Source organism: [Enterobacter] lignolyticus SCF1, from assembly GCF_000164865.1.
Taxonomy (GTDB): Bacteria; Pseudomonadota; Gammaproteobacteria; order Enterobacterales; family Enterobacteriaceae; genus Enterobacter_B; species Enterobacter_B lignolyticus.
Genome location: NC_014618.1, coordinates 3,085,657 through 3,107,651 on the forward strand (window position 1 = coordinate 3,085,657; position 21,995 = coordinate 3,107,651).

The window sequence follows — 21,995 nt, forward strand, 5'->3', positions numbered from 1 at the left end:
CGTTTGTGCTACATGCTATTCGAAGGGAGTATTACCACTTTCAACATTGTGGTTATTGTTCAACGTCAATGTGGGCATAAAAAAAGCGCCCGGAGGCGCTTTTTATGACGTTTTTAGTATGTCATTCGGAAAACTTATCCGATGAACTCTAGTCCTTTCATATAAGGACGCAGTACTTCCGGGATAGCGATACGACCGTCCGCCTGCTGATAGTTTTCCATCACCGCCACCAGCGTACGGCCAACCGCCAGACCAGAACCGTTCAGGGTGTGAACCAGACGGGTCTTCTTGTCAGACTTGCTGCGGCAGCGGGCCTGCATACGACGGGCCTGGAAGTCCCAGACGTTAGAGCAGGAGGAAATTTCGCGATAGGTATTCTGCGCCGGAACCCAGACTTCCAGATCGAACGTTTTGCAGGCGCCGAAGCCCATATCGCCCGTACACAGCGCCACACGGCGATACGGCAGACCCAGCAGCTCCAGTACCTTCTCGGCGTGGCTGGTCATCTCTTCCAGCGCGTCCATAGAATCTTCCGGACGGACTATCTGCACCATCTCGACCTTGTCAAACTGGTGCATACGGATAAGACCGCGGGTATCGCGACCGTAGGAACCGGCTTCAGAACGGAAGCACGGCGAATGCGCGGTCAGCTTGATCGGCAGATCGTCTTCATCAAGAATTTCGTCGCGAACAAGGTTGGTCAGCGGCACTTCTGCGGTTGGGATCAGCGCATAGTTGCTGCTGTCCGCTTCTTCTTCCAGCGGACGCGTGTGGAACAGGTCGCCGGCAAATTTCGGCAGCTGGCCGGTACCGTACAGGGTGTCGTGGTTCACCAGATACGGCACGTAGGTTTCGCTGTAGCCGTGCTGTTCAGTGTGCAGATCCAGCATAAACTGCGCCAGCGCGCGGTGCAGATGGGCGATTTGCCCTTTCATCACCACAAAACGGGAGCCGGTCAGCTTCACAGCGGCGGCAAAATCCAGCCCCGCGTGCATTTCGCCGAGCGTCACATGGTCGCGAACGTCGAAGTCAAACTCGCGCGGGGTACCCCAGCGTTTCACTTCAACGTTGTCGTTTTCGTCTTTACCTACCGGCACGCTGTCGTCAGGAATGTTCGGGATTGCGAGCGCGATATCGCGGATTTCCGCCTGCAGCACGTCCAGCTCGGCTTTCGCCTGATCCAGTTCTTCGCCAAGCTTGTTCACTTCCAGGCGTAACGGCTCGATGTCTTCCCCACGCGCTTTCGCCTGGCCAATGGATTTCGATCGCGAGTTGCGTTCAGCCTGCAGGTTTTCGGTTTGAACCTGCAGAACTTTACGACGCTCTTCAAGAGCGCGCAGTTTATCTACATCCAGCTTAAAGCCCCGGCGTGCCAGTTTTTCTGCGACTGCGTCTGGCTCGTTACGCAGCAGATTGGGATCGAGCATGCTTATCCTGTGCTTATCGAATTAATAAAATAGGAGGAAATGACCGCAGCCTGCGGTCACAGAGATACCTTACCAACATTACCGCAACGTCAGGCCTAACGGTAGCGTTTTATAGGGCTATTTTGATCCTGTCCGGCGAGCCAGGCGAGCTTTTCGCCAATCTTGCCTTCAAGACCTCTGTTTGTCGGGTGATAATAGCGCGTTTGTGCCAGCTCCTGCGGGAAATACTCCTCCCCCGCCGCGTAGGCGTTGGGCTCATCGTGCGCGTAGCGGTACTCCTGTCCGTAGCCCATTTCCTTCATCAGCTTCGTCGGCGCATTGCGCAGATGCACCGGCACGTCGTAATCCGGACGCTCGCGGGCGTCGGCCATCGCGGCCTTAAAGGCGGTATAGACGGCATTGCTTTTCGGCGCGCAGGCGAGATAGACAATGGCCTGCGCGATAGCCCGCTCGCCCTCAGCAGGCCCCACGCGGGTAAAACAGTCCCAGGCGGAAAGCGCCACCTGCATGGCGCGTGGGTCGGCGTTACCGACATCTTCAGAAGCGATAGCCAGGCAGCGGCGGGCGACGTACAGCGGGTCGCCGCCGGCGGTGATGATGCGCGCATACCAGTACAGCGCGGCATCCGGCGCGCTGCCGCGTACCGACTTATGCAGCGCCGAAATAAGATCGTAAAACCGATCGCCCTTATTATCAAAACGCGCGCTGCGCTCGCCGGCGATTTCAGTCAGCAGCCCGGCCTTCAGCACGCGCTTACCGGCATCGTCGCTCTCGGCCATATCAGCCATCATTTCCAGCGTGTTCAGCGCCCGGCGCGCATCGCCGTTGACCAGCTCAGCGATAGCCCGCCGGGTATCGTCCGGCAGCACGATGTTCTGGCCGCCGTAGCCGCGCGACGTATCGTCCATCGCCTGGGTCAATACCAGCTCGATATCGTCGACGGACAGGGATTTCAGCAGATATACGCGGGCGCGCGACAGCAGCGCCGAGTTGAGCTCAAAAGAGGGGTTTTCCGTGGTCGCGCCGATGAAGGTGATCGTGCCGTCTTCAATATGCGGCAGGAATGCATCCTGCTGGCTTTTATTAAAGCGGTGGACTTCGTCGACGAACAAAATCGTACGGCGGCCCGCGTTGCGGTTCTGACGGGCCCGCTCGATCGCTTCGCGAATCTCCTTCACGCCGGACGTCACGGCGGAGATCCGCTCAACGTCGGCGCTGGCATAACGGGCGATAACCTCCGCCAGCGTCGTTTTTCCGGTACCGGGCGGCCCCCAGAGGATCATCGAATGCAGATGTCCGGCCTCGATGGCGCGCGGCAGAGGTTTACCCGGCGCCAGCAGGTGCTGCTGGCCGATGTACTGCGCTAACGTTTCTGGCCGCATACGCGCGGCCAGAGGTTGAAAGGCATTATCGGAAAAATCGAGCGACAGGTTGCTCACGCGTGCCTCTTACTTGCGTTGGTCATCCACGGTGACGCCCTTCGGCGGGGTGAAGGAGAACTTAGACGCATCCACCGCGCCGTTCTGCTGCGACTTCAGCTGATAGCTGCTGCGCTGCTCGTCCTGCTCCACCGCGCTGAACTGGTGAATGGTGCCGTCACGGCCGACGTTAATCGTAAACTGTTTCAGATTGCCGCTGGAGCCTTTCGGCGTCAGCACGAAGTCATCGCCGTTCTGCTTAATATTGTACTGCTGCCAGTCGCTGGACTGGTTGCGGGCGATCAGCATAAACGGCGTGTTGCTGGTCGCATCTTTCAGCCAGGTAGCCGTCGCCTGCTCAACGAACGGGTTGTAGAACCACAGGGTTTTACCGTCAGAGACCAGCACGCTTTCATCCGGCTGCGTCATATGCCAGTTGAACAGGTTAGGACGTTTTACCCACAGATCGCCCTGTCCGTCCTGCACCGCGTTGCCGCTGCCGTCGGTCACCTTCTGCGTGAAGCTGGCGTGGAAGCTGCTCACCTTATCCAGACGGCTTTTCAGGTCGCTTGCCGCATCGGCCCAAACGCTGCTGGCAACAAAGCTGGTCAGTAAAGCACAGGTGATGGCGATTTTTTTCATCTTGATTCCTTAAATGCGTCACTCCCGACGCGGGAGCCTCTTGTCCCCACTGTAGGCCTCGCGCCCACAGGGGAACAGAAGAAAATGCTGATTCTTTGGTTATTTACCCAACTTTGCACATCAGTCAAACGGCGGCGGCGCCAGCACCTCACGGTTGCCGTTATGACCGGCCTCGCTGACGATGCCCTGCGCTTCCATTTGCTCAATGATGCGCGCCGCGCGGTTGTAGCCGATGCGGAACTGGCGCTGGACGCCGGAAATGGACGCTTTGCGTTTTTCCGTCACGAAGTTAACGGCCTGGTCGAACAGCGGGTCGAGCTCCTCGCCGCTGTCAAAACCACCGCCGCCGCCTTCGCTTTCGCTGTCGGAGGTAATGCCGTCAACGTACTGCGGACGACCGCGCGCCTTCCAGTCCTGCACCACGGCGTGTACTTCCTGATCGCGAACAAATGCGCCGTGAACGCGCACCGGCGCGGCGCTGGAGTTCGGCCCGGCATACAGCATGTCCCCCATCCCGAGCAGCGATTCCGCCCCGCCCTGATCGAGGATCGTACGGGAGTCAATCTTACTGGAAACGGTAAAGGCGATACGGGTCGGAATGTTGGCTTTAATCAGGCCCGTGATCACGTCAACCGACGGACGCTGCGTCGCCAGCACCAGGTGAATACCAGCAGCGCGCGCTTTCTGCGCCAGACGGGCGATAAGCTCTTCCACTTTTTTACCGACGGTCATCATCAGGTCGGCGAATTCGTCCACCATCACCACGATATACGGCAGTTTTTCCAGCGTCGGATGCACGGCATCCATGCTGTCGCCCGGCTTCCAGTATGGGTCCGGAATCGGACGTCCCATACGTGCCGCCTCGGCGATTTTTTCGTTATACCCCGCCAGATTACGTACGCCCAGCGCGGACATCAGCTTGTAGCGGCGCTCCATTTCGTTGACGCTCCAGCGCAGGGCGTTGGCGGCGTCCTTCATGTCGGTGACGACTTCCGTCAGCAGATGCGGGATGCCTTCATAGACCGAAAGCTCCAGCATTTTCGGGTCGATCATGATGAAACGCACATCTTCCGGCTGCGCTTTGTAGAGCATGCTGAGGATCATGGCGTTGACGCCAACCGACTTACCGGAACCGGTCGTCCCGGCAACCAGCAGGTGCGGCATTTTCGCCAGATCGGCAATCACCGGTTCACCGGCGATATCTTTCCCCAGCACCACGGTCAGCGGCGACGGGCTCTCGCGGAATTTCGCGCAGTCCAGCACTTCTCGCAGATACACGGTCTGGCGTTTCTTGTTCGGCAGCTCCAGCCCGACGTACGGTCTGCCGGGGATCACTTCCACCACGCGAACGGCAACGGTCGACAGTGAACGGGCGAGATCGCGGGACAGGTTGGAGATACGGGCGGCTTTCACCCCCGGCGCCAGATTCAGCTCGAAGCGGGTGATAACCGGCCCCGGCGAATAGTTAACGACATCCGCTTTAATGCGGAAATCCGCCAGACGAGCTTCCACCAGTCGCGCCATCTGCTCTAGCGCGAAGGTGTCTACCGGCTCGATTTCCGTCGGCGGCGGGGTTAACAGATCCAGCGACGGCAGCGGCGTGGTCGGCTTATTCAGCGGACGCGAATCGCCATTACGCATCAGCAGCGGGTGAATCAGGCTCTCCTGCGGCTGCGGCTGCGGCGCGGGCTGCGGCGGCTGTTGATATGCGGGCTGCTGTACCTGCTGCGGATGCGCCTGCTGGGCGTACTGCTGCACAGGCGGCTCCTGCGGCGCAACGCCCGGGGTAAAGAGCGGCGCTTTCGGGCCGTCGTCTACCAGCGTTTTCATTGGTGAAAATTCAAAATCCGCCAGCGAGAACGGGTTGGCGCCAGCCGGCTGATCCCCGGCATAGCGCGCCTGCTGCTGGGCGGCAAACTGACGCGCCAGCTCGGCCTGCTCCGCGGTATCGTCGTCTTCCACCGCATCGTCTTCATATTCCTCGCCGTAGCGCTGGTGCTGAGAGGCGGCGAACTGGCGGGCCAGCTCATCCTGCTGCTGCGCCTCGGCCTCCTCGTCGCCGATCGGCTCATCGGAATAGTGCTGATGACGTTCCGCTTCGCGGGCTCGCTCGTCCGCCATGCGCTGCGACGGTATTTTGATGCCAAAAGAGGCGGAGGCCAGCTCGCGGCGCGTCGGCACCCGCACGCGATTCGGACGCGGCAGCTGAGGGCCGATGCCCTCCTTCACCTGCGCGCGCGGCCCTTCGGCCGGGCTGAACAACGGCGCGGAGGCGGCAGCCGTTACCGCTGCGACGCCCGCCGCCTGCTTAACGCTTGCCGCCACGGGCGCAACCGCGACCGTCGGATCGATAGCGGGCACGACTGACGGCGCAACGGCCGGTTTTATCGCGGCGGGCTCCGGCACAGGCTGATACCAGGCCGCCAGCTGTTCACGCTCGCGCGCGCGTTTTTCTTCCACTTCTTCGAAATAATAGAGCGGCGGACGCTGCGGTTTAACCTCTTCCACCGGCTCTGGCTCCGGCATCTCCGGTGCTACCGGCTGCGCAAACACAGGTTCCTGATGCGGCGGATATTCCGGTTCCGGCTGATAATACGTCGGCGGCTCGGCCTGATACACCGGCTGTTCCGGCTGCTGCCAGTATTCAGGCTGCGCAGGCTGTTCAACAACCGGCTCCTGCCAGAACGCTTCAGGCTGCACGTACTCGGGTTTCGCAGGCGCAGCCTGCGGCGGCCAGCTGTCCGGGGACGGCGCGATGGCCGGCTCGGCGGTTTGCGGGCCAGGCACCGGCTGCCATTCCACGGCGGGCTGCATGAGCTCAGCATCGCTGCCAGCAGGCATCGCTGGCGCAATCGGCGCGGCAACGCCCGGAATCGCGCCCGCTGTCGCCGCCGCGGCCGTCACTGCGCCGGTAATCGAATGGCCGTTAAGCAGCGGATCGTTTTCATCCCAGGCCGCCGCCGGACGCGCCGCGCTTTGTCCTGAAAACAGTACGTCGTCCGCGTCCGGCTGGCGCGTAGCGCTATGGCCGGAAAACAGCACGTCGTCCGGATCGACAGACTGCCCCTGCGCGACATAGCGCGCCTCATCGTCGGGGTCGTCCATACGTTTGCCGGAAAACAGCGCCGCGTCGGTGTGACGGCCCATCGGGTTAATAAACTTCTCGGCCATACGCTTGCGGCGGGCCAGCGCGCCGCGCAGGATCCGCGTACGCCGCGCTTCTTTGCGCGGCGGCGCCTGCTCGTCTTCGTCGTCCTCATACTCTTCGTCATCAACCCAGGTGTCGTCACGACGGGTTCTGTTGCTGGCGAAGGTGAGAATATTGAGGATCAGGCTGCCGAGTTTTTCCGCGATGCTGACCCATGACCAGCCGGTAAACAGCGTCAGACCGGCGGCCCAGATGCAAAGCAGCGCAATCGTACCGCCGCTGCTGTGCAGCATCGGCTGCAGCGCCGTGCTCAGCAGGCTGCCAATCACGCCGCCGGAGGCGAAATACCAGATATCATCGGCATTAATGGCCGCCAGGCCGCAGGAGGTCAGGATCAGCGCCAGCACGCCAATCAGGCGTAGCGAAACGGCAAAATAGTCGACGTACTCGTCGCTGGCGCGGTGGCGCCAGGCGAACCAGCAGCCGCCGATGATGATCACCGGAATGGTGTACGCCATCACGCCGAAAATAAAGAACAGCGTGTCGGCAAGCCAGGCGCCGGGCGCTCCGCAAAGATTATGAATAGGCTCATGCCAGGCGGTCTGCGACCAGCTGGGATCTGAAGGGTTAAAGCTGAGCAGAGCGGCCATCAGCCAGACGGCAAAAAGGGAACATAAGAGCAGTAACGCCTCCAGAAGTCGGCGCCCGCTGCTTAACTTGGTAAATGTGACTTCTTTGTCTTCAGTATATTCCTGGCTCAAGAAAGGCTCTCCAGGTTCCAGGCGCTTTCCTGCCTGATGCTAAAACGGACAACAGCGCCGGGTCTCCCCGGCACTGTTGCTGTATGGATTAACAGGAGTGTAATCAACTTGTGCTGATTTTGCACCTGTTCCGTATTAGCGAGTCTTAATAACCAGACGATTACTCTGTTTGACTTCTTCCATAACCACGTAGGTACGGGTGTCGTTCACGCCCGGCAGGCGCAACAGGGTCTCGCCCAACAACTTACGGTACGCTGACATATCCGGCACGCGGGTTTTCAACAGGTAGTCGAAATCACCGGAAACCAGATGACATTCTTGAATTTCTTCAAGTTTCTGTACAGCGGCGTTAAATTGCTCAAACACATCCGGCGCGCCACGATTCAGAGTAATCTCAACAAAAACCAGAAGTGATGCATCCAGATAATGCGGGTTCAGCAGCGCGGTATAGCCCTGAATAAACCCTTGTCTTTCCAGCCGACGCACACGCTCGAGGCAAGGTGTCGGAGAAAGTCCCACTCGCTTAGAAAGCTCGACGTTGGAAATACGCCCATCCTTTTGCAACTCGTTCAAAATGTTACGATCGATGCGGTCGAGATCTTTGCCTGGGCGCTTCTTGCTATCTACCATTATTATTGTCTCTCTGTATTCCTTCCCTACTCCTGTCTTGACCCTGTGCACTTCACTGTTCAGAGCCTGCCCGCTGTTTGCGACATATTTCTGCTACCCGTTATGTCGCCAAACCCAAGGGTACGCGTTGAGAAGCCCGTTGCCTGAAGGCAGCCACCGACATCACGCATGGCGTCTGTCCACGCCATGCGTCGAAAACGTTGACCCGGGTAAAAATGGTATTTCCGTGAATGAAAATTCACCACACACGAAACACTGCTTTTTCTCCCTCCAATGTTTTCGCAAAAGCACAGGTGATTGTCAAAGCAAAACATCGATTTTTAGTACAACATGCCGGATATTCATTATCACTGTGGGTTGATCCTCATGTTATCTCCTTATAATTGCCCTAATCACAGTAGAATGAGTTATAGCAATCGCTGATAAAATCGCCGATTCATAGACAAACTCTATTGCACATATCGTTAACAAAATCCCATCACCCTTTTATTACTCCCGCAAATTCCCTACAATCCCGGCCAATGTCTGCCAACAATTATGGGGATCTCATGGGCACGGCCAAACACAGTAAACTGCTTATTCTTGGTTCTGGACCTGCGGGATACACCGCTGCGGTCTATGCTGCGCGCGCAAACCTGCAGCCGGTGCTGATTACCGGCATGGAAAAAGGCGGTCAGCTGACCACGACCACGGAAGTGGAAAACTGGCCTGGCGATCCGCACGACCTGACCGGTCCGCTGCTGATGGAGCGCATGCATGAGCATGCGACGAAGTTCGATACCGAAATCATCTTCGACCATATCAGCAAGGTTGACCTGCAGAACCGTCCGTTCCGTCTGACCGGCGACAGCGGCGAGTACACCTGCGATGCCTTAATCATCGCCACCGGCGCATCGGCGCGCTATCTCGGCCTGCCGTCTGAAGAGGCGTTCAAAGGCCGCGGCGTTTCCGCCTGCGCCACCTGCGACGGCTTCTTCTACCGTAATCAGAAGGTCGCAGTCATCGGCGGCGGCAACACGGCGGTGGAAGAAGCGCTGTATCTTGCCAACATCGCCGCTGAAGTGCATTTGATCCACCGTCGCGACACCTTCCGCGCGGAGAAAATTCTGATCAAACGCCTGATGGATAAAGTGGAAAGCGGCAACATTGTGCTGCACACCAACCGCACGCTGGAAGAAGTCACCGGCGACCAGATGGGCGTCAGCGGTCTGCGCATTCGCGATACGCAAAACAGCGATATCGTGGAATCGCTGGAGGTCGCCGGCCTGTTCGTCGCTATCGGCCACAGCCCGAACACGGCTGTCTTTGACGGTCAGCTGGAGCTGGAAAACGGCTACATCAAGGTGCAGTCCGGCATTCACGGCAACGCGACCCAGACCAGCATTCCTGGCGTCTTTGCCGCAGGCGACGTGATGGACCACATTTACCGCCAGGCGATTACCTCCGCCGGTACGGGTTGTATGGCTGCGCTGGATGCTGAGCGTTACCTCGACGGTTTAGCTGATAAAGCAAAATAATCTTTACAACTCAGTAACAAAGGTAAAAAAGGCGACGATAAGTCGCCTTTATTTTTGCGACGTTGTAACATTGCCGGGCCCAATATACTCAGATGACACCTGCATAAGCACGCAATGAATAAAACCCGTCAACAAGAGCTTACCCGCTGGTTAAAACAGCAAAGCGTTATTTCCCGCCGCTGGCTGGCAATCTCCCGCGGACTCGGCGTCGTGAGCGGCCTGCTGATTGTCGCGCAGGCCTGGATAATGGCCCGCCTTCTTCACCATATGATCATGGAGAACATTCCGCGTGAAGCGCTGCTGATGCCGTTCATCCTGCTGGTGCTGGTGTTTGTTTTACGCGCCTGGGTGGTGTGGCTGCGCGAACGGGTCGGTTTTCACGCCGGACAGCATATCCGCTTCGAAATCCGCCGCCAGGTGCTGGATCGCCTGCAGCAGGCAGGACCGGCCTGGATTCAGGGGAAACCGGCGGGAAGCTGGGCGACGCTCATTCTGGAACAAATTGACGACATGCACGACTACTATGCCCGCTATCTGCCGCAGATGGCGCTGGCCGCGTGCGTGCCTTTGCTGATTGTGCTGGCGATTTTTCCCTCCAACTGGGCGGCGGCGCTGATATTGCTCGGCACCGCGCCGCTGATACCGATTTTTATGGCGCTGGTCGGGATGGGCGCGGCAGACGCCAACCGCCGTAACTTTCAGGCGCTGGCGCGCTTAAGCGGCCACTTTCTCGACCGCCTGCGCGGTATGGAGACGCTGCGTATCTTCGACCGCGGTACTGCGGAAACGGAGAACATTCGCCAGGCCTCGGAGGATTTCCGCCAGCGTACGATGGAGGTTCTGCGCCTCGCGTTTCTCTCCTCCGGGGTGCTCGAATTTTTTACCTCGCTGTCTATCGCCCTGGTGGCGGTCTATTTTGGTTTCTCCTACCTCGGCGAGCTGAATTTTGGCCATTACGGCACCAGCGTGACGCTGCTGTCGGGCTTTCTGGCGCTGATCCTCGCCCCTGAATTTTTCCAGCCCCTGCGCGACCTTGGCACTTTCTATCACGCTAAGGCCCAGGCCGTTGGCGCCGCCGACAGCCTGAAGACCTTTATGGAAGCGCCGCTGGCGCAGCCGCAGCAGGGGGAGATCATGGCCGACGAAAACGCCATGGTTGCTCTGGAGGCGAACGCCCTTATCGTGAAATCGCCGGAAGGCCGCACGCTGGCCGGCCCGCTGACGTTCACCCTGGAGGCAGGCCAGCGCGCGGTGCTGGTTGGACAAAGCGGCTCGGGTAAAAGCTCGCTGCTGAACGCGCTGGCGGGCTTCCTGCCTTATGACGGCTCGCTGCGCGTCAACGGCGTTGAGCTGCGCGACCTGAACCCGGAAAGCTGGCGCCGCCTGCTGAGCTGGGTGGGGCAAAACCCCCAGCTGCCTGCCGCTACGCTGCGGGAAAACGTGCTGATCGCCGCGCCTGACGCCGACGACGCGCAGCTGCAGCGCGCGCTGGACAGGGCCTGGGTCAGCGAATTCGTCGATCAGCTGCCGCAGGGCATTGATACCGCCACGGGCGATCAGGCGAGCCGCCTGTCGGTAGGTCAGGCCCAGCGCGTCGCGGTCGCCCGCGCGCTGCTGACGCCCTGCCGTCTGCTGCTGCTTGATGAGCCAGCCGCCAGCCTCGACGCGCACAGCGAGCAGCGGGTCATGCAGGCGCTGACCGATGCCTCGACCCAGCAAACCACCCTGATGGTGACCCATCAGCTGGAAGACCTTCAGGCATGGGATGCGATTTGGGTCATGCACGACGGACAAATTGTTGAGCAAGGGCCGTATGACCAGCTTGCCGCGGCGCAGGGGCACTTTACCCGCCTGCTGGCGCATCGTCAGGAGGAGATTTAAATGCGCGTATTAGCCCCCTATCTGGCGCTCTATAAGCGCCACAAATGGCTGCTGTCGCTCGGCGTCGTACTGGCTATCGTGACCCTGCTCGCCAGCATCGGTCTGCTGACGCTCTCCGGCTGGTTCCTGTCAGCGTCGGCCGTGGTCGGTTTTGCCGGCGCCTACAGCTTTAACTACATGCTGCCCGCCGCTGGCGTCCGCGGCGCCGCCATTATTCGCACCGCCGGGCGCTATTTCGAACGTCTGGTCAGCCACGACGCCACCTTCCGCGTGCTTCAGCATCTGCGGGTCTTCACCTTCAGCAAGCTGCTGCCCCTCTCCCCCGCCGGTCTGGCGCGTTTTCGTCAGGGCGAGCTGCTGAACCGCGTGGTGGCGGATGTTGATACGCTGGATCACCTCTACCTGCGCGTCATCTCCCCGCTGATCGGCGCGCTGGTGGTGATCCTGGCGGTAACCTTCGGTTTGAGCTTCCTTGACGTCACGCTGGCGCTGACCCTCGGCGGTATTATGCTGCTGACGCTGTTTGTGCTGCCGCCGCTGTTTTATCGCGCCGGTAAACCTACCGGCGAAAGCCTAACGCAGCTGCGCGGACACTATCGCCAGCAGCTGACGGCATGGCTGCACGGCCAGGCCGAACTGTCGATTTTCGGCGCCGCCACCCGCTATCGCGACCAGATGGAGCAAACGGAGCTGAGCTGGCATGAAGCCCAGCGCCGCCAGTCCGAGCTTACCGCGCTATCCCAGGCGCTGATGATGCTGATTGGCGGTATCGCCATTATCGCCATGCTGTGGATGGCCGCAGGCGGCGTCGGCGACAACGCGCGCCCTGGCGCCCTGATCGCCCTGTTCGTCTTCTGCGCCCTTGCCGCCTTTGAAGCGCTGGCGCCGGTCACCGGCGCGTTTCAGCACCTCGGCCAGGTTATGGCGTCGGCGCTGCGCATTAGCCAAATTACCGAACAGCAGCCGGAAGTGCAGTTTCCGCAGACCGCATCCGTTACGCCGACGCAGGTCAGCCTGAGGCTGCGCAATGTGACCTTTGCGTACTCGCCGCAGGCGCAACCGGCGCTCAACGCGATTAGCCTGCAGGTTGCCGCAGGCGAGCACGTCGCCATTCTTGGCCGCACCGGCTGCGGGAAGTCCACGCTGCTACAGCTGCTGACCCGCGCCTGGGACCCGCAGCAGGGCGAGCTGCTGCTCAACGACAGCCCGCTTTCCGTACTGGATGAGCCGACGCTGCGCCGCGCCATGAGCGTGGTGCCCCAGCGCGTACATCTGTTCAGCGCCACGCTGCGCGACAACCTGCTGCTGGCCGCGCCTGGCGCCAGCGACGAAGCGCTGGCCGACGTGCTGATGCGTACCGGGCTTGAGAAACTGCTGGAAGACGCCGGGCTCAACAGCTGGCTGGGAGAAGGCGGCCGCCAGCTCTCCGGCGGCGAGCTCCGCCGACTGGCGATCGCCCGCGCCCTGCTGCACGATGCGCCGCTGATGCTGCTCGATGAGCCAACTGAAGGACTGGATGCCGCCACCGAACGGCAAATCCTTGATTTGCTGGCCGACGTGATGCGCGATAAAACGCTGCTGATGGTCACCCACCGCCTGCGCGGGCTGGCGCGTTTTAATCAGATAATTGTGATGGACAACGGACAAATAATTGAGCAAGGTAATCACGCTGAATTACTGGAGAAACAGGGGCGTTATTACCAGTTCAGACAGCGTTTGTAGAAGCTACAATACACAAAATCACTCAGGTTGCATCAGGGCGCAGGCCCGCGCAGAAGCCGCCTGAGGAATGGCGTGTATATTTGAATTGAACCGTTAATGGGCGTGCAGGAGTTGTAGTATATGCGTCTGGTCCAGTTGTCCCGTCACTCCATCGCCTTTCCGTCGCCGGAGGGTGCTCTGCGCGAGCCCAACGGCCTGCTGGCCCTCGGCGGCGATCTCAGCCCCGCGCGGCTGCTGATGGCCTATCAGCGCGGTATTTTTCCATGGTTCTCGCCCGGCGACCCTATTCTGTGGTGGTCGCCCGATCCGCGTGCGGTGCTGTGGCCGGACGCGTTTCACGTCAGCCGCAGCATGAAGCGGTTTCACAAAACCTCGCCCTACCGGGTTACCCTGAACCACGCGTTCGGAAAAGTGATTGAAGGCTGCGCGGGCGATCGCGATGAAGGCACCTGGATCACCGACAGCATCGTGCTGGCCTATCACCGCCTCCACGAGCTGGGGCATGCGCACTCGATTGAGGTCTGGCGCGACGATGAGCTTGTCGGCGGCATGTACGGCGTGGCGCAGGGCACCCTGTTCTGCGGAGAGTCCATGTTCAGCCGGGCGGTAAACGCCTCTAAAACCGCGCTGCTGGTATTCTGCAACGAATTTACGCGCCAGGGCGGCAAACTCATCGACTGCCAGGTGCTGAACGACCATACCGCCTCGCTTGGGGCCGTGGAAATGCCGCGTCGGCACTATCTCGACGCGCTTGACGCCCTTCGCACTGAACGTCTCCCCACCCATTTCTGGGTCCCGCGTACGCTGTTTGCGCCTGAGCGATAAATGTTTTCGGCACAATGGTCATCAGGATGATATAATTGTGCCGGAAGTCGTTTCTGCCTGTTGCCCTGCCGCCGTTTCAGGAATTCCCCTTTACGTTTGGTGCGTCATACGGTGTTTTCGCGTGAACCTCGGGTAATGCGCAAAAACGGCCTTCCCTTAACCTGTGAATTTCGCCTGCATCAAGAGGACACGCGAAAGAAGACGGGTAAATCTTTACTTACTTGATGAACTTCGGCATTATCTTGCCGGTTCAAAACTATGGTAGTGATACCCCAGAGGACTAGATGGCCAAAGAAGACAATATTGAAATGCAGGGCACCGTTCTTGAAACGTTGCCTAACACTATGTTCCGCGTAGAACTGGAAAACGGTCACGTGGTCACTGCGCATATCTCCGGAAAAATGCGTAAAAACTACATCCGCATTCTGACGGGCGACAAAGTGACTGTTGAACTGACCCCGTACGACCTGAGCAAAGGCCGCATTGTCTTCCGTAGTCGCTAATCTCCGCAGATAACGAATTCCTGGCGCTGCATTGCCGGGAATCGCCTGGTGTTAACTGCCCTGCATCGCGTCAGGGCAGTTTTTTTATAGCCCCGCCTTGCTAACTTCCTCTTCACCGACTGTTATTACAGGTACCTCCATCTGTCTGTAAAACGGTAATATTATGCCTCGTCTTTCCGACTACCCGGCGCTTATATTTGTGGTCTGCCTGCTCCTGTTTTGGCTGGCCGGTTTGATTGCGCGTATGCTTTATCGCCGCTATCGCGATAAAGAGCCGGATGGTGATAATTACTCGCTGCTGCTCGGCGCGGTGCTGAGTATTCTCGGGCTCATTATCGGGTTTACCTTTTCGATGGCCGTCAGCCGCTACGATATGCGCAAAAACTATGAAGAAGAAGAGGCGAACGCGATTGGCACAGAGTGGTTGCGCATGGACCTGCTCCCCGGCGAAGAGTCCGTGCTGGCGAAGCGGCTGCTGCGAAGCTACCTCGATCAGCGAATTCTCTATTATCAGGCGGGCCATCTTGACGACGTCGATAAGATAAATCGCGATACCAACGAGCTTCAGGATAAGCTGTGGAAGATAGTCAGCACCGAGGCCCGGGCCCATCAGACCCCTGTCATGCAGATTGTCATCGTCGGCATGAACGACGTGTTCAATACCGCCGGTTACACCCAGGCCGCCTGGTGGAACCGCATACCGCGCTCCGCCTGGGCGCTGCTGTTTATCCTGGCGATGTTCTGTATTGTGATGATTGGTTTTCGCAACAACGCGCTGAAGAAAGCCACTTTTCCGTGGCTGTTGCCCATCGTCTTTTCCGTTGCCTTTGCGCTTATCGCCGATATTGACAGCCCGCGCGGCGGCATTATTCGCATCCAGCCGCAGAACCTGCTGTCGCTGGCGGAGTCGCTGCCCCCGGAGAAGCCATCATCCTGACGCGATGGGCGACTGCTCATTTTTCATGACGTTTGACGCGCCGGGAGGATTTCCCGGGACACCTCCATACTAAATGGGGGTTAGCGCACCAGCAATGAGTCGCCTGGAGCGTAATATCGATCGTGCGACGTGGACCACCCTTAAGCGCTATGTATCTGCCTGCGGTGTTAAACTGCGATTACGGTTCATACCCCCGATAACCCATCGCAAGATCCCCAGAGAAGAGCATAAAAAAGCCGGGCATCCGCCCGGCTTCCGTTACGTTTTTAGACAGCAAAAACGCCTTAGTGCGCGGCTTCCGGCTTATGCTTCTGCGCAGCCTGAAAACCGTAGGTGAGCTCGTTCTTCCCGGTATCGAGACCCACGGTCACCTGGCCGCCGTCCACAAGCGTTCCAAACAGCAGCTCGTTGGCCAGAGGTTTTTTCAGGTTGTCCTGAATAACGCGCGCCATCGGACGGGCGCCCATCGCCCGGTCGTAGCCTTTTTCCGCCAGCCAGTCGCGAGCTTCCTGGCTCACCTCCAGCGACACGCCTTTCTGATCCAGCTGGACCTGCAGCTCGACAATAAACTTGTCGACCACCTGGTGGATCACATCGGTAGAGAGGTGATCGAACCAGATAATGTTGTCCAGACGGTTACGGAACTCCGGCGTAAAGATCTTCTTGATCTCTTCCATCGCATCGATGCTGTTATCCTGCTGGATGAGGCCGATGGATTTACGCTCGGTTTCCCGTACCCCGGCATTGGTGGTCATCACCAGCACGACGTTGCGGAAGTCCGCTTTACGCCCGTTGTTATCGGTGAGCGTGCCGTTGTCCATCACCTGCAGCAGCAGGTTGAAGACGTCCGGATGCGCTTTTTCGATTTCATCAAGCAGCAGCACCGCGTGCGGATGCTTGATCACCGCGTCGGTGAGCAGACCGCCCTGATCGAAGCCCACATAGCCCGGAGGCGCGCCAATCAGGCGGCTCACCGTATGGCGTTCCATATATTCGGACATATCAAAACGCAGCAGCTCGATACCCAGCGCTTTCGACAGCTGTACCGTGACCTCGGTTTTCCCGACCCCGGTCGGACCGGCGAACAGGAACGACCCGACAGGTTTATGATCCTGGCCGAGACCCGCGCGGCTCATCTTAATGGCTTCGGTTAAGGCCTCAATGGCTTTATCCTGGCCAAAGACCAGCATTTTCAGGCGATCGCCGAGATTTTTCAGCGTGTCACGGTCGCTCTGCGACACGCTCTTCTCCGGGATACGCGCGATACGCGCCACCACGGACTCGATATCCGCCACGTTGATGGTTTTCTTGCGACGGCTCACCGGCATCAGACGCGCGCGCGCGCCCGCTTCGTCGATAACGTCGATCGCTTTATCCGGCAGGTGGCGGTCATTAATGTATTTCACCGCCAGCTCCACCGCCGCACGCACCGCCTTCGCGGTATAGCGCACGTCGTGATGCGCCTCGTACTTCGGCTTCAGGCCGTTGATGATCTGCACGGTTTCTTCAACCGACGGTTCAGTAATGTCGATTTTCTGGAAGCGACGCGCCAGCGCGCGGTCTTTTTCGAAAATGTTGCTGAACTCCTGATAGGTTGTCGAACCGATGACGCGGATCTTACCGCTGGAGAGCAGCGGTTTGATCAGGTTAGCCGCATCCACCTGCCCGCCGGACGCCGCACCCGCACCGATAATGGTGTGGATCTCGTCGATAAACAGGATGCTGTTGGTATCCTGCTCCAGCTGTTTGAGCAGCGCCTTAAAGCGTTTTTCAAAATCGCCGCGGTATTTGGTGCCCGCCAGCAGCGATCCGATATCCAGCGCGTAGATGGTGCAATCGGCGATCACCTCCGGCACGTCGCCCTGGACGATGCGCCAGGCCAGCCCTTCGGCGATAGCGGTTTTACCGACGCCGGATTCACCGACCAGCAGCGGGTTGTTTTTACGGCGACGGCACAGCACCTGAACGGCACGCTCAAGCTCTTTGTCGCGGCCAATCAGCGGGTCTATACCGCCGACGCGCGCAAGCTGGTTAAGGTTGGTGGTGAAGTTTTCCATACGTTCCTCCCCGCCTGCTTGCTCTTCATTATTCGGTTGGCTTCCGGAATCGGAAGACTGGCTCGGCTCGTCTTTACGCGTGCCGTGAGAGATGAAGTTCACCACGTCAAGGCGGCTGACCTCATGTTTGCGCAGCAGATAGGCCGCCTGGGACTCCTGCTCGCTGAAAATCGCGACCAGAACGTTGGCCCCGGTGACTTCGCTACGGCCGGAAGACTGAACGTGAAATACCGCGCGCTGCAGCACGCGCTGGAAGCTGAGCGTCGGCTGCGTATCGCGCTCTTCTTCGCTGGCAGGCAGCACGGGCGTGGTTTGTTCGATGAAGGCTTCGAGTTCCTGACGCAGAGCCACCAGATCCACGGAGCAGGCTTCCAGCGCTTCGCGGGCGGATGGGTTGCTGAGCAACGCCAGCAGTAAGTGCTCGACGGTCATAAACTCATGACGGTGCTCGCGCGCTCTGGCGAAAGCCATGTTTAAACTGAGTTCCAGTTCTTGATTGAGCATAGGCACCTCCCCCAATTTATATGCCTGTCTTCAGGCCTGTTCCAGCGTACACAGCAACGGATGCTCGTTCTCCCTCGCGTACTGGTTCACCATGGCGACTTTGGTTTCGGCCACTTCGGCAGTAAACACGCCGCAGATAGCTTTCCCCTGATAGTGAACCGTAAGCATCAGTTGCGTTGCACGTTCAACATCATAAGAAAAGAATTTCTGTAACACGTCAATAACAAACTCCATTGGAGTGTAATCATCATTGACTAATATCACTTTATACATCGCTGGCGGTTTTAGCGCATCGCGAACCTGGTCTTTTGTCAGCTGGTCAAAATCCAGCCAATCACGCGTCTTACTCATTGTCAGTGTTCATCTTAGGTTACGACTCCGGCGGGATTTTCCCGTCGCTGACCAGAGTCTATACACAATTTGAATCTACATTAGATCATAGATAACTATCATCTATTGTTCCCATCCGCGACGCCTGTCACAAACCGCGCAATAGCGTTAACTGCTTCAAATTTTGATGCATTTTCCACCGCTTTCCCCCATCTGCCGCTTGACGCGTTGCCTGATTTATCTAAATTGTACAGGCGAGAGTTGGCGAGGTTTTGTACAGCCATCCGGCTCCACCACCGGTTCATTCCATCTGATTATAAAGATTTACGAAGGATGTCGAAGTATGGAAATGGGTACTGTTAAGTGGTTCAACAATGCCAAAGGGTTCGGCTTCATCTGCCCTGAGGGCGGCGGCGAAGATATTTTCGCTCACTATTCTACCATCCAGATGGATGGTTACAGAACGTTAAAAGCCGGACAGCCCGTTCGGTTTGATGTTCACCAGGGACCAAAAGGCAACCACGCCAGCGTGATTATCCCTGTGGAAGCAGAAACAGCAGCATAGTGCTCCTGCTTCATTGTGTACATCCTGCAGACAAAATGCCAGTCCTGATGACTGGCATTTTTATTATCGCTATTCGCGCGCCAGCGCATCCACCGGATCCAGCCGCGCCGCGTTGCGCGCCGGCAGCCAGCCAAACAGCACGCCGGTCAGCGTCGAGCAGACAAACGCCATCAGCAGCGCCAGCGGGGAAAAGCCAATCTCCCAGCCCGGCAATAACAGCTGCAGGGTGAAGGCGATCATCAGCGACAGCCCAACGCCCAACGCGCCGCCTACCAGGCACACCAGCACCGCTTCGATTAAAAACTGCTGCAGCACGTCGGCCGCTCGCGCGCCAACGGCCATGCGGATGCCAATCTCCCGCGTGCGTTCGGTCACCGACACCAGCATGATGTTCATCACTCCGATACCGCCCACCACCAGCGAAATCACCGCCACCAGCGTCAGAAACAGCTGAAGTGTATGTGTGGTCCGTTCCGCCGTTTTCAAGATGCTGTCCATGTTCCAGGTAAAGATATCTTTCTTGCCGTGGCGCAGGTTCAGCAGCCGGGCGAGCTGCTGCTCCGCCAACGTGCTGTCATAACCCTCTTTAACCCGTACCGTGATCGAGTTGAGCCACGACTGCCCTATCACGCGTCCCGCCATGGTGGTATAAGGCAGCCAGACGCGCAGAATTTTACTGCTGCCGAACATCGACTGCTTCTCATCCGCCACGCCGACAACGGTGGCGGGCATGTTGCCAACCAGAATGATTTCGCCCACCACGCTGGCCTTGTGCGGGAACAGCTGGCGCCGGGTGTTGCCGTCAAGCACCACCACCTGCGCCCGCCCGCGCAGCTGCACGTCGTTAAAGGTGCTGCCTTCGCTGAAGGTCATGCCATAGACGTTGAAATACTGCGGCCCGACGCCGTTAGCGCTTGCCGCTACGTCGGTGTTGTTCATCCGCAGGCGCAGGTTTTTAGAGACCGCCGGCGTCGCGGAGCTGACCCACGGCTGCTTCTGAATGGCCAGCAGATCGTCATACTTCAGCGCCTGCTGGTACTGCGGATCGTCATCGCCGAAATCTTTGCCCGGATAGACATCAATGGTGTTGGTGCCCATCGCGCGGATATCCGCCAGCACCCTCTGTTTGGCCGCATCGCCGACAATCACAATAGACACCACCGAGGCGATGCCGATGATAATGCCGAGCATAGTGAGCAGCGTGCGCATTTTATTTGCCGCCAGCGCCCGCCACGCCATGGTCAGCGCTTCCCGAAAGCCGCCGCTGAACTGCCGCCAGCCGGAGGCGGGTAGCGTCTTTTCAGCGCCCACGCGCGCAGCGGCGGCAGGTTTCGCCGGCGGATTGCTGATGAGCTCACCGTCGCGGATCTCAACGATCCGCTCCGCTTGCGCCGCCACCTCCGGATCGTGCGTCACGACGATCACCGTATGCCCCTGCTCCCTGAGCTGGTGCAAAATCGCCATCACCTCTTCGCCGGAAGCGCTGTCGAGCGCGCCGGTGGGCTCGTCCGCGAGGATCACCTGACCGCCGTTCATCAGCGCGCGGGCGATGCTGACGCGCTGCTGCTGGCCACCCGAAAGCTGCGACGGGCGGTAATCAACGCGCTCGTGAAGGCCGAGCCGCCCGAGCAGTTCGCGCGCCCTTGCCAGACGCTGCTGACGACCTCTGCCCGCGTAGACGGCAGGCACTTCAACGTTTTGCGCCGCCGTCAGGTGCGGCAGCAGATGGTAGCGCTGGAAGATAAAGCCGAAATGATCGCGCCGCAGCCGCGCCAGCGCATCGCCGTCCAGCGTGGCGATATCGACGCCCTCCACGCGATAGGTACCGGACGTCGGCTTGTCCAGACAGCCAAGGATATTCATCAGCGTCGACTTCCCGGAACCGGAGGCGCCGACGATCGCCACCATCTCCCCGGCATTCACGGAAAGCGTAATGCCCTTGAGCACCTCGACGCTGCCGTCGCCGGAAGGATAGCTGCGGCGGATATCCTTCAGCTCAAGCAGCGTCGTCATTTCGCCGCTCCGGGCCTGCTTTCGCCGGTAATAACCTCGTCGCCCTCTTCCAGCCCCTTGACGATTTCCACCTCGGTATCGTTACGCGCGCCGATGGTCACTTCCCGGTCTTTCACATCGCCGTTACGCAGCAGCCGCACGCTGTAGCGATTATCGCCCACGGCGTCGCCCAGCGCCGACAGCGGAATAGTCAGCACGTTATTCACTCCGGACAGTTGAATATGCACCTGCGCGGTCATTTCAAGACGCAGCACGCCCTGCGGATTCGGTACTTCAAAACGGGCATAATAGAAGATGGCGTCGTTGACTTTTTCCGGCGTCGGCAGAATGTCCTTCAGGCGTCCCTCGTAGCGGGTCAGCGGGTCGCCGAGCACGGTAAACCAGGCCTTCTGCCCGGGCGTCAGGTGAATCACGTCGGCTTCGGACACCTGCGCTTTTACCAGCATGGTGCTAAGGTCGGCCAGCGTCAGGATGTTAGGCGCCTGCTGCGCGGCGATCACCGTCTGCCCCTGCAGGGTGGTGATTTGCGTCACTTCACCGGCCATCGGCGCCAGAATGCGGGTGTAATCGAGGTTGGTTTTCGCCGTATCCAGCGTCGCCTGATTGCGCTTGATTTGCGCATCGATCGTGCCGATCTGCGCCTCTTTTACCGCCAGATCCGTCGCCGAGGTATCAAGATCCTGACGGGAGATCAGCTGAGTTTTCGCCAGCTGCTGATTACGCGCCAGCGTCACCTGAGCCAGCTTACGTTCGGCCACGGCCTGCAGACGCTGCGCGCGCAGCTCCATCAGCGTCGCCTCGACTTCCTTGATCTGGTTTTGTGCCTGTTCGGGGTCAATAACCCCCAATAGCTGATCTTTCTTTACCTTATCGCCGATGTTCACCGACAAGGTTTTCAACTGTCCGCTGACCTGCGCCCCAACGTCGACCTTGCGCAGCGCATCCAGCTTGCCGGTCGCCAGCACGCTTTGCTGCAGGTCGCCCTTACGGACAATCAGCGTCTGATACTGCGGGACTGGCGCGTTCAACGTCCGCCACACCCAGCCTCCCGCCAGAAGCACCAGCACGACAATGACGAAATAACGCTTTTTGCCTTTTCCCTTAAGGTTCATAAA

The 21,995-nt window shown here is 59.0% G+C and carries 16 protein-coding genes; 7 read left to right on the forward strand and 9 right to left on the reverse strand.

Annotated elements, in window-relative coordinates:
- Positions 1–134 precede the first annotated feature (134 nt).
- The 5 genes from serS to lrp all read right to left on the reverse strand — a co-directional run bounded on the left by serS (position 135) and on the right by lrp (position 8,026).
- Positions 135–1,427, reverse strand: coding sequence for a serine--tRNA ligase (gene serS, locus ENTCL_RS14395; RefSeq protein WP_013366876.1), 1,293 nt, complete (start codon positions 1,425–1,427; stop codon positions 135–137).
- Positions 1,428–1,522: 95 nt separating this feature from the next.
- On the reverse strand, positions 1,523–2,866 hold the full coding sequence (gene rarA, locus ENTCL_RS14400; RefSeq protein WP_013366877.1) for a replication-associated recombination protein RarA: 1,344 nt from the start codon (positions 2,864–2,866) through the stop codon (positions 1,523–1,525).
- 9 nt (positions 2,867–2,875) lie between these two features.
- Positions 2,876–3,487, reverse strand: coding sequence for an outer membrane lipoprotein periplasmic chaperone LolA (gene lolA, locus ENTCL_RS14405; RefSeq protein ID WP_013366878.1), 612 nt, complete (start codon positions 3,485–3,487; stop codon positions 2,876–2,878).
- 120 nt (positions 3,488–3,607) lie between these two features.
- Complete coding sequence (locus tag ENTCL_RS14410) at positions 3,608–7,396, reverse strand: DNA translocase FtsK 4TM domain-containing protein (RefSeq protein WP_013366879.1); 3,789 nt, start codon at positions 7,394–7,396, stop codon at positions 3,608–3,610.
- Between the two features lie 135 nt (positions 7,397–7,531).
- Positions 7,532–8,026 carry a leucine-responsive transcriptional regulator Lrp gene (gene lrp, locus ENTCL_RS14415; RefSeq protein WP_000228469.1) on the reverse strand — a complete coding sequence of 165 codons (495 nt, stop codon included), beginning with the start codon at positions 8,024–8,026 and terminating at the stop codon, positions 7,532–7,534.
- Positions 8,027–8,574: 548 nt separating this feature from the next.
- Here lrp and trxB point away from each other — a divergent pair.
- From trxB to ENTCL_RS14445, 6 genes are all read left to right on the forward strand, one after another.
- Positions 8,575–9,543 (forward strand): thioredoxin-disulfide reductase, encoded by a 969-nt coding sequence (gene trxB / locus ENTCL_RS14420; protein WP_044611980.1) that lies wholly within the window; start codon positions 8,575–8,577, stop codon positions 9,541–9,543.
- Positions 9,544–9,657: 114 nt separating this feature from the next.
- Positions 9,658–11,424 (forward strand): heme ABC transporter permease/ATP-binding protein CydD, encoded by a 1,767-nt coding sequence (gene cydD, locus ENTCL_RS14425; protein ID WP_013366881.1) that lies wholly within the window; start codon positions 9,658–9,660, stop codon positions 11,422–11,424.
- Positions 11,425–13,146: a heme ABC transporter ATP-binding protein/permease CydC gene (cydC, locus tag ENTCL_RS14430; protein WP_013366882.1), complete on the forward strand. Its 1,722-nt coding sequence runs from the start codon at positions 11,425–11,427 to the stop codon at positions 13,144–13,146.
- A 120-nt stretch (positions 13,147–13,266) separates the two neighbouring features.
- Positions 13,267–13,971, forward strand: a complete 705-nt coding sequence (gene aat / locus ENTCL_RS14435) for a leucyl/phenylalanyl-tRNA--protein transferase (RefSeq protein WP_013366883.1) — start codon at positions 13,267–13,269, stop codon at positions 13,969–13,971.
- A gap of 284 nt (positions 13,972–14,255) precedes the next feature.
- Positions 14,256–14,474, forward strand: coding sequence for a translation initiation factor IF-1 (infA, locus tag ENTCL_RS14440; RefSeq protein ID WP_001040187.1), 219 nt, complete (start codon positions 14,256–14,258; stop codon positions 14,472–14,474).
- 163 nt (positions 14,475–14,637) lie between these two features.
- On the forward strand, positions 14,638–15,411 hold the full coding sequence (locus ENTCL_RS14445) for a bestrophin-like domain (protein ID WP_013366884.1): 774 nt from the start codon (positions 14,638–14,640) through the stop codon (positions 15,409–15,411).
- A gap of 284 nt (positions 15,412–15,695) precedes the next feature.
- Here the strand turns inward: ENTCL_RS14445 and clpA are convergent, their stop codons facing one another.
- Both clpA and clpS read right to left on the reverse strand, forming a co-directional pair.
- Positions 15,696–17,972, reverse strand: coding sequence for an ATP-dependent Clp protease ATP-binding subunit ClpA (gene clpA / locus ENTCL_RS14450; RefSeq protein WP_013366885.1), 2,277 nt, complete (start codon positions 17,970–17,972; stop codon positions 15,696–15,698).
- A 30-nt stretch (positions 17,973–18,002) separates the two neighbouring features.
- Positions 18,003–18,323, reverse strand: coding sequence for an ATP-dependent Clp protease adapter ClpS (gene clpS, locus ENTCL_RS14455; protein ID WP_013366886.1), 321 nt, complete (start codon positions 18,321–18,323; stop codon positions 18,003–18,005).
- A 322-nt stretch (positions 18,324–18,645) separates the two neighbouring features.
- Here clpS and cspD point away from each other — a divergent pair, with 322 nt between their 5' ends.
- Positions 18,646–18,867 carry a cold shock-like protein CspD gene (gene cspD / locus ENTCL_RS14460; RefSeq protein WP_013366887.1) on the forward strand — a complete coding sequence of 74 codons (222 nt, stop codon included), beginning with the start codon at positions 18,646–18,648 and terminating at the stop codon, positions 18,865–18,867.
- Positions 18,868–18,936: 69 nt separating this feature from the next.
- Here the strand turns inward: cspD and macB are convergent, their stop codons facing one another.
- Together macB and macA are read right to left on the reverse strand one after the other, a co-directional pair.
- On the reverse strand, positions 18,937–20,880 hold the full coding sequence (macB, locus tag ENTCL_RS14465) for a macrolide ABC transporter ATP-binding protein/permease MacB (protein WP_013366888.1): 1,944 nt from the start codon (positions 20,878–20,880) through the stop codon (positions 18,937–18,939).
- Positions 20,877–21,992 carry a macrolide transporter subunit MacA gene (macA, locus tag ENTCL_RS14470; protein WP_013366889.1) on the reverse strand — a complete coding sequence of 372 codons (1,116 nt, stop codon included), beginning with the start codon at positions 21,990–21,992 and terminating at the stop codon, positions 20,877–20,879. The genes macB and macA overlap by 4 nt, the downstream gene beginning before the upstream one ends.
- Positions 21,993–21,995: the final 3 nt, after the last annotated feature.